The organism is Streptomyces sp. (assembly GCF_031178505.1).
Taxonomy (GTDB): domain Bacteria; phylum Actinomycetota; class Actinomycetes; order Streptomycetales; family Streptomycetaceae; genus Streptomyces; species Streptomyces gulbargensis.
The window spans coordinates 1-6,395 of record NZ_JAPSIW010000401.1 but is presented as its reverse complement, the minus strand read 5'-3'; the positions used below and the strand labels follow the sequence as shown (position 1 = coordinate 6,395).

The window sequence follows — 6,395 nt, the reverse complement described above, 5'->3', positions numbered from 1 at the left end:
CGCCTGGAGATGAAGCTTTCAGGAAATGCTGCTGTCATAACCAGTTAACGCCTCCACGGATCCCCCCGGTGCGTGGCATTCGGGTGACCGTGAGCCGCCATCCGGGGGACTGTCGGGAGTTTTATCGGTTCTGCAAATTCCTTCGCGGGTAGCCGGAAAACGAACTGTACGAGACAACCCCCGGCAACTCCGACAGTTCCGTCAGCGGGCGGAACCTGCGGGCGAGGGGTGCGGCGCGTGCGGAGAGCGGAGACGGCGTAGAGCGACATGGGCACGGGTGGCCTGCCTCTTCGCTTCGTAGAGCACAAGCGGCCCGCCGGCCAGCCCGGGCAACGACGCTCATGCCGTGTACGGGCGACATTCCCCGTCGTCGCAATGGCGAGAGGCACGGCGGCGGACCACGGGCCAGGTGACCTTCGGCCGCTCCGCACTCCTTGCCGTTGCGAACAGCGCGGGCGATGTCCTCGTGCAGCCGCCGCGCTCTCGGGGCGGCCGGACGTCAGGACGGCTGGTGCAGGAGTTGTCGACCACCCGCACCGTGGTGAGTCTCGGACGTGACCCCTCGTGTGCGTGGCTCAAGCCATCAGGGCTCGGACGGGCATGGCGATGTAGAGGGCCGGCAGGCCGAGACCGGCCGCTCCGAGAGTGCCGCCGCCGTCGGTGAACGTGCCGGAGAGGTATGGCAGGACGAGCAGCAGGAGGCCCGTGATCGCGGCGGCGTGGACGGTCTGGTCCAGCGGGGACCACGCCTGTTCCTGGAGGCTGCCGGCGCCCGCACCGATCGCGGCGGGGAGCATGCAGGTCAGTACGAGCAGCAGGGGGAGGAGGCCGAAGGCCAAACTGGACAGGGTGATTCCCCATGTGCGGATCAGGTAGCGCTCCAGGTTCGTCCCCTTCTCGACCACGCCGCCCAGTTCCGGTGCGGTGGGAGCCCACAACAGGTCCACCCGGTCACCCGGCTTGGGCCTCGCGGCAGTGGAGGCGCCCTGGACACGGACCTGTTCACCGCCGGGTGCGGCCAGGACCAAGGTGGCGTTGTAGCCCGTCACCTCGTCCTCGTCGCCGCGCTGCTCGTGGATGTTCTCGACCTTTTCCACCGTCGCCGTCGTGTGCGCCGCCCCGGCCTGTACCAGGGAGCGGACGTGGTGCGAGGTGTGAGCACGGCTGAATCCGCCCAGTGCCGCCACAGCGAGCACGACGAGAAGCCAGGCGAGCGATTGGCGCAGGAAGACCCACGGATTGCTGTCGTACGTGAACGAGGCGAGGCGCCGGAGCGGGCTGGGCCGCTCACGGCGGAGCCGGGCGGGCCCCTTCTCCAGGGAGACCGCCGACGTCCTCCACGGCTTGTCGTCCCCCGCCGCGGAAACCAGCCGAAGTGGTCGTCGGCCCACCAGAGGCTCAGTGCGAGCACCCGCAGCCACACCAGACCGACCACGGTCCAGGCCAGCGGGACGAGTCCGGGGACCGGGAGGGGGAGGCCCGCCGGAAGGCCGGTCGCCCAGAGGGCGAGGACGGCCGCCGCCGCGTAGGCGAGCACGCTTGATATGCGGACGAACCATGCCGACAAGATTCGTTCCCCTGGTGACGGACGACGAGCGGTGGCGACGGGGAGTATCGCAGTCACCGGTCGGGCGGCGGCGTGAGGCCGCCGAGGCGGGGGAGCGCGGTGACGAGGGTGCGCTGCGGGCCGTCCGGCCGGCCGTGCAGCTCTCCGGGGCCCGGCTGGGCATCACCGTCACCTCCCGCCGCTTCGCTCGCGTCGCCGCACCCGTGCGGAAACTTCGGGAGATGCAGCCGCTGGAGGCCGCCGCTGGTCGGATTCGGCCGGACAGATCCCAGGCGTCAGGGGCGTCTCGCCCGGCCCTCCGGCTCGACCGAAAAGCACCCTGAGCGGCGAAAAGGACCCTCCCGAAGGAGGGTCCCGGTCTTGCGCCCCCGGCAGGACTCGAACCTGCGGCCAAGTGCTTAGAAGGCACCTGCTCTATCCGCTGAGCTACGGGGGCCGGTGGTGGCCCGTGGGCCCGGAGGCCCTGGTGGGTGGGGTGGGGCCCGCCCGGACAAGGATAGGGCTCCGATCCCCTCGGCCCGGGTGCTTCACCTGCGTGGCACGATGTGGAGGTTCGGTGAAGCGGAACGATAATCGCAGGCAGGTGCGATTCGCGCAGCGCTTTTCGCGTCGCTCGGGGCGGGTGTTGTGCACTCGTTATGCCCGGGCCGCCCGTCGCCGCCCCTCTCTTCGGCGCGCAGGGTTGGAATACGCTTCAAAAACACTCATAAATTGGGCATTCTTCGCATGTGGTGACCTTGGACGAACGGCCTCAGCTGATCGACGCACTCTCCGCCCTGCGCGACCGAGTCGCCGCCGTGCGTCTCCCGCTCCCCCTCCCCGGCGCGCCACGCGCCCGGCAGACCCGGGCCGAGCTGCTCGCACAGCTCGACGACTATCTGGTCCCCCGCCTCAAAGATCCCGACGCCCCGCTGCTGGCCGTCGTCGGCGGCTCGACCGGGGCCGGGAAGTCCACGCTCGTCAACTCCCTTGTGGGACGGCGGGTCAGCGAGGCCGGGGTGCTCAGGCCCACCACCCGGACGCCCGTGCTCGTCTGCCACCCCGAGGACCACCACTGGTTCGCCGGGATGCGGGTCCTGCCGCAGCTCACCCGGGTCTGGCTGCCGCAGGCCGACGAGGACCACCCCGCGGAGGAGCCCCCCGACGAGAACGCGCTGCGTGTGGAGACCGCCTCCTCGCTGCCCCGCGGGCTCGCCCTGCTCGACGCGCCCGACATCGACTCGCTGGTCGTGGAGAACCGGCTGCTCGCCGCCGAGTTGATGTGCGCCGCCGACATCTGGGTCATGGTCACGACCGCCTCGCGGTACGCCGACGCCGTGCCCTGGCACCTGCTCCGTACCGCCAAGGAGTACGACGCCACCCTCGTCACCGTCCTCGACCGCGTCCCCCACCAGGTGATCGGCGAGGTCTCCCGGCAGTACGAGGCCCTGCTGGACAAGGCGGGCCTCGGGGACGTGCCCCGCTTCACCATTCCCGAACTGCCCGAGTCCACCGGCGGCGGCAGAGGGCTGCTGCCCGAGAGCGCCGTGGCCCCCCTGCGCGCCTGGCTCGTCCACCGTGCCGAGGACCCCGCCGCCCGGCAGCAGGCCGTGACCAGGACCGCCACCGGCGTGATCGACTCCCTCGACACCCGGCTGCCCGAGCTGGCCGGGGCCGTCGCGGCCCAGTACGCGGCGGCGGTACGGCTCGGCGGCGCCGTCGAGGCCGCCTACCGCGAACAGGGCGAGCGGGTCCGCCGCGAACTCGCCCGCGGCGCCGTCCTCGCCGGGGACGCCCGCACCCGCTGGCGGGCCTACCCGCGCGACAGCACCGCCGAGGAACTCCTCGACGCCCTCACCGAGTCCCTCGCCGCCCTGCTGCACTGCGCCGTGGCCGCCGCCGACGAGCGCGTCCGGGAGGCCCACCGCCGTGAGCCCGCCGCCGCCCAGCTCCCCTCGGAGGCCCCCGGCGGGGGGCGCGAGGCCGTGGAACGGATCGGGCTCGAAGCGCGCCGCTGGCGGCGGATCCTGGAGGAACTGGCCGAGGACGAGGTACGGGAGGTGGACCGGCCCACCGGTTCGCGCGGCCCCCGCGCTCCCCGGGCCTCCCGCGCCGCCCTGCCCGACGCCGAGACCGTCGCCGCGCTCCTCGCCGCCTCCCTCCTCGGGGGGCGGCGCGCCCGGCCCGCCGGGGAGCGGCTCGCCGAGCTGCTCGGCGCCCGGACCGCCCTGAGCCTCCGCGACAAGGGCGGCGATCTGGTCCTCTCGTGCGTCGACCGCGTCCTGCACGCCGAGCGCGACCTGCGGCTCGCCCCGCTCGACGCGCTCGACGTGACCCCCGAGCCGCAGGCGGAGCTGATCGCCGCGCTCTCCGTGCTGCAGAAGGAGAAGTGACGTGAGTGACGTGGTGGACGAGGACCGGGCCCGCCGGCGCGACCGCGAACCCGACCGCACCCGCGACGGCGACCCGCAGGGGCACCGCGACGACGGGCGCGACTCCGGAAGCGGCCGGTGGGACGACGGGCTGATCGCGCGGCGCGCGAACCGGCGCCCCGCGCCCGCGCCCCCGCCCGGCGCGGACGGACCGGCGCCCGAGGGGGAGGAGGACACGCTGCCGCCGCTCGGCGGGCAGTACGGCGGCGCCCTGCGCAGGCGGCTCGACGCCCTCCACGAGCTCGTGGGGCTCTCCCGCACCCGCGTCGAGGCCGAGGCGCTCGCCGAGGCCGGGCGCGTCCTGGACGAGGCCGCCGCCCGGCAGCGGCTCTCCTCCCGGCACACCGTGATCGCCGTCGCCGGGCCCAGCGGCAGCGGCAAGTCCACCCTCTTCAACGCGCTCGCCGGCGTGCCCGTCTCCGAGACGGGCCTGCGCAGGCCCACCACATCGGCGCCGATCGCGCTCAGCTGGTCCGAGGGCGCCGCCGGCCTCCTCGACCGGCTGGCCGTGCCGGGCCGGCTCCGCCGCCGGCCGCTCGCGGGCGGCGCGGCCGACACCGAACTCCAGCCGCTCGTCCTCGTCGACCTCCCGGACCACGACTCGGCGGTCACCGCCCACCGCGACCAGGTCGACCGTGTCCTCGCCCTCGTGGACGCGGTCATCTGGGTCGTGGACCCGGAGAAGTACGCGGACGCCGCGCTCCACGAGCGTTACCTGCGCCCGCTCGCCGGGCACGCCGAGGTCACCTTCGTCGTCCTCAACCAGATCGACCGGCTCGGCACCGAGGCCACCGACCTCGTCCTGGACGATCTGCGGCGCCTCCTCGACGAGGACGGCGTGGCCCTCGGCGAGCACGGCGAACCCGGTGCCACCGTCCTCGCCCTCTCCGCGCTCACCGGCGAGGGCGTGGGCGAACTGCGCGACGTGCTCGCCCGGTTCGTCCAGGAACGCACCGCCGCCGAGCGCCGGCTCGCCGCCGACGTCGACGCGGCCGCGACGCGGCTGCGCCCCACCTACGTGGCCGAAGGGCGGGCGGGCCTCGGGGAGCGGGCCCGGGAGGACTTCGCGGACCGGCTCGCGGTCGCCGTCGGCGCCCAGGCGGCGGGAGAGGCGGCCGAGCGGGTCTGGCGCCGCGGCGCCATCCGGGCCTGCGGTACGCCCTGGCTGAGGCTCTACCGCTGGTACGAGCGGCTGCGCGCGCACGGCGGCGGTGATCAGGCGGTGGAGCCCCCGCTGGAGGCGGAGCTGACGGCGCGCCAGCGTGTCGAGCAGGCGGTACGGATCGTCGCGGACGAGGCCTCGCACGGACTGCCCGCCCCTTGGGCGCAGGCCGTGCGCGAGGCGGCGGCGCGTGGGGCCGACGGTCTGCCGGAGGCCCTGGACGAGCTCACGGCCACTCTGGGCGACCCGGCCGCCCGGCCGCCGCGGCCCGCGTGGTGGCCGGCCGCCGTCCTGGTCCAGGCGATGATGACGCTCCTCCAGATCTTCGGCGCGCTGTGGCTGGTGGCCCAGATCGTGGGTGTCGTGGAGCCGGGACTGCTGCCGCCCGTCCTCGTGATGGTGGCGGGCATCGTGGGCGGTCCGCTCGTCGAGTGGGCCTGCGAGGGCGCGGTCAAGGGACCCGCCCGCCGGTACGGGCAGGAGGCCGAGCGCCGGTTGCGCGAGGCGGCCGCCGCCTGTGGCAGGGCCCGGGTGCTCGACCCGATCGCGGCCGAGCTGATGCGCTACCGGGAGGTCCGCGAGCAGTACGCGGCGGTGGCGAGCTCCGGCGGCGCGGCCCGGGTGGTGGGCGGTGGGCGCCCGGCAGCAGGCCGTCTCGGCGCCACGCGGGCGGGGGCCCGGAGCAGGTAGCGGAGGTGCGGGGCGGCGGCGGGCAGCTTCCCGCCGCCGCTGTATCACCCGCACGAGTGAGGGAGTTGTCCCCAGGTCTTCGGCCGTCCACAGGCTTCGGCGCCGTTTCTCCGGCCGTCGCAGCATGAAGGCGAACGGATGGACGCGCAGTGCGAAATGGGGGACAGGACCATGAACGAGACGACCGTGACGCTGGTGGGCAATGTGGCGACGGCGGTGGAGTACCGGGAGACGCCGACGGGCGGGGTGGCGCGATTCCGGTTCGCGGTGACGGCCCGCCGCTGGGACCGCGAGCGGGGCACCTGGTCGGACGGGAACACCAGCTTCTACACGGTGTCCGCGTGGCGGTCGCTCGGCGCCAACCTCGCCGCCTCGGTGTCGGTCGGCGAACCGCTGCTGGTGCACGGCAGGTTGCGGGTGCGGGAGGACGAGCGCGACGGACAGCGCAAGACCTTCGTGGACATCGACGCGCTGGCGGTCGGGCACGACCTGGCGCGGGGTACGGCGGCCTTCCGCCGTGCGGCGCGGGCGGAGTCCCAGCGGGAACCGGGCCCGGGACATGAAA

At 74.2% G+C, this 6,395-nt stretch carries 4 protein-coding genes and 1 tRNA gene; 3 read left to right on the top strand and 2 right to left on the bottom strand.

The features are described from left to right. Window positions 1-575: 575 nt before the first annotated feature. Both RIF68_RS23395 and RIF68_RS23390 read right to left on the bottom strand, forming a co-directional pair. Window positions 576-1,391, bottom strand: a complete 816-nt coding sequence (locus RIF68_RS23395) for a DUF3592 domain-containing protein (protein WP_309053254.1) — start codon at window positions 1,389-1,391, stop codon at window positions 576-578. 539 nt (window positions 1,392-1,930) lie between these two features. Next, window positions 1,931-2,003 (bottom strand) — tRNA-Arg (locus RIF68_RS23390). Window positions 2,004-2,304: 301 nt separating this feature from the next. Between RIF68_RS23390 and RIF68_RS23385 the strand changes: the two genes are divergently transcribed. The 3 genes from RIF68_RS23385 to RIF68_RS23375 all read left to right on the top strand — a co-directional run. Beyond that, a complete protein-coding gene (locus tag RIF68_RS23385) occupies window positions 2,305-3,939 on the top strand; it encodes a dynamin family protein (RefSeq protein WP_309053253.1) in 1,635 nt (544 codons plus the stop codon). 1 nt (window position 3,940) lies between these two features. Further along, complete coding sequence (locus tag RIF68_RS23380) at window positions 3,941-5,830, top strand: GTPase (protein ID WP_375165066.1); 1,890 nt, start codon at window positions 3,941-3,943, stop codon at window positions 5,828-5,830. Window positions 5,831-6,001: 171 nt separating this feature from the next. Continuing rightward, window positions 6,002-6,395 (top strand): single-stranded DNA-binding protein (locus RIF68_RS23375; RefSeq protein WP_309053252.1); only part of this gene is annotated, 394 nt, incomplete at its 3' end.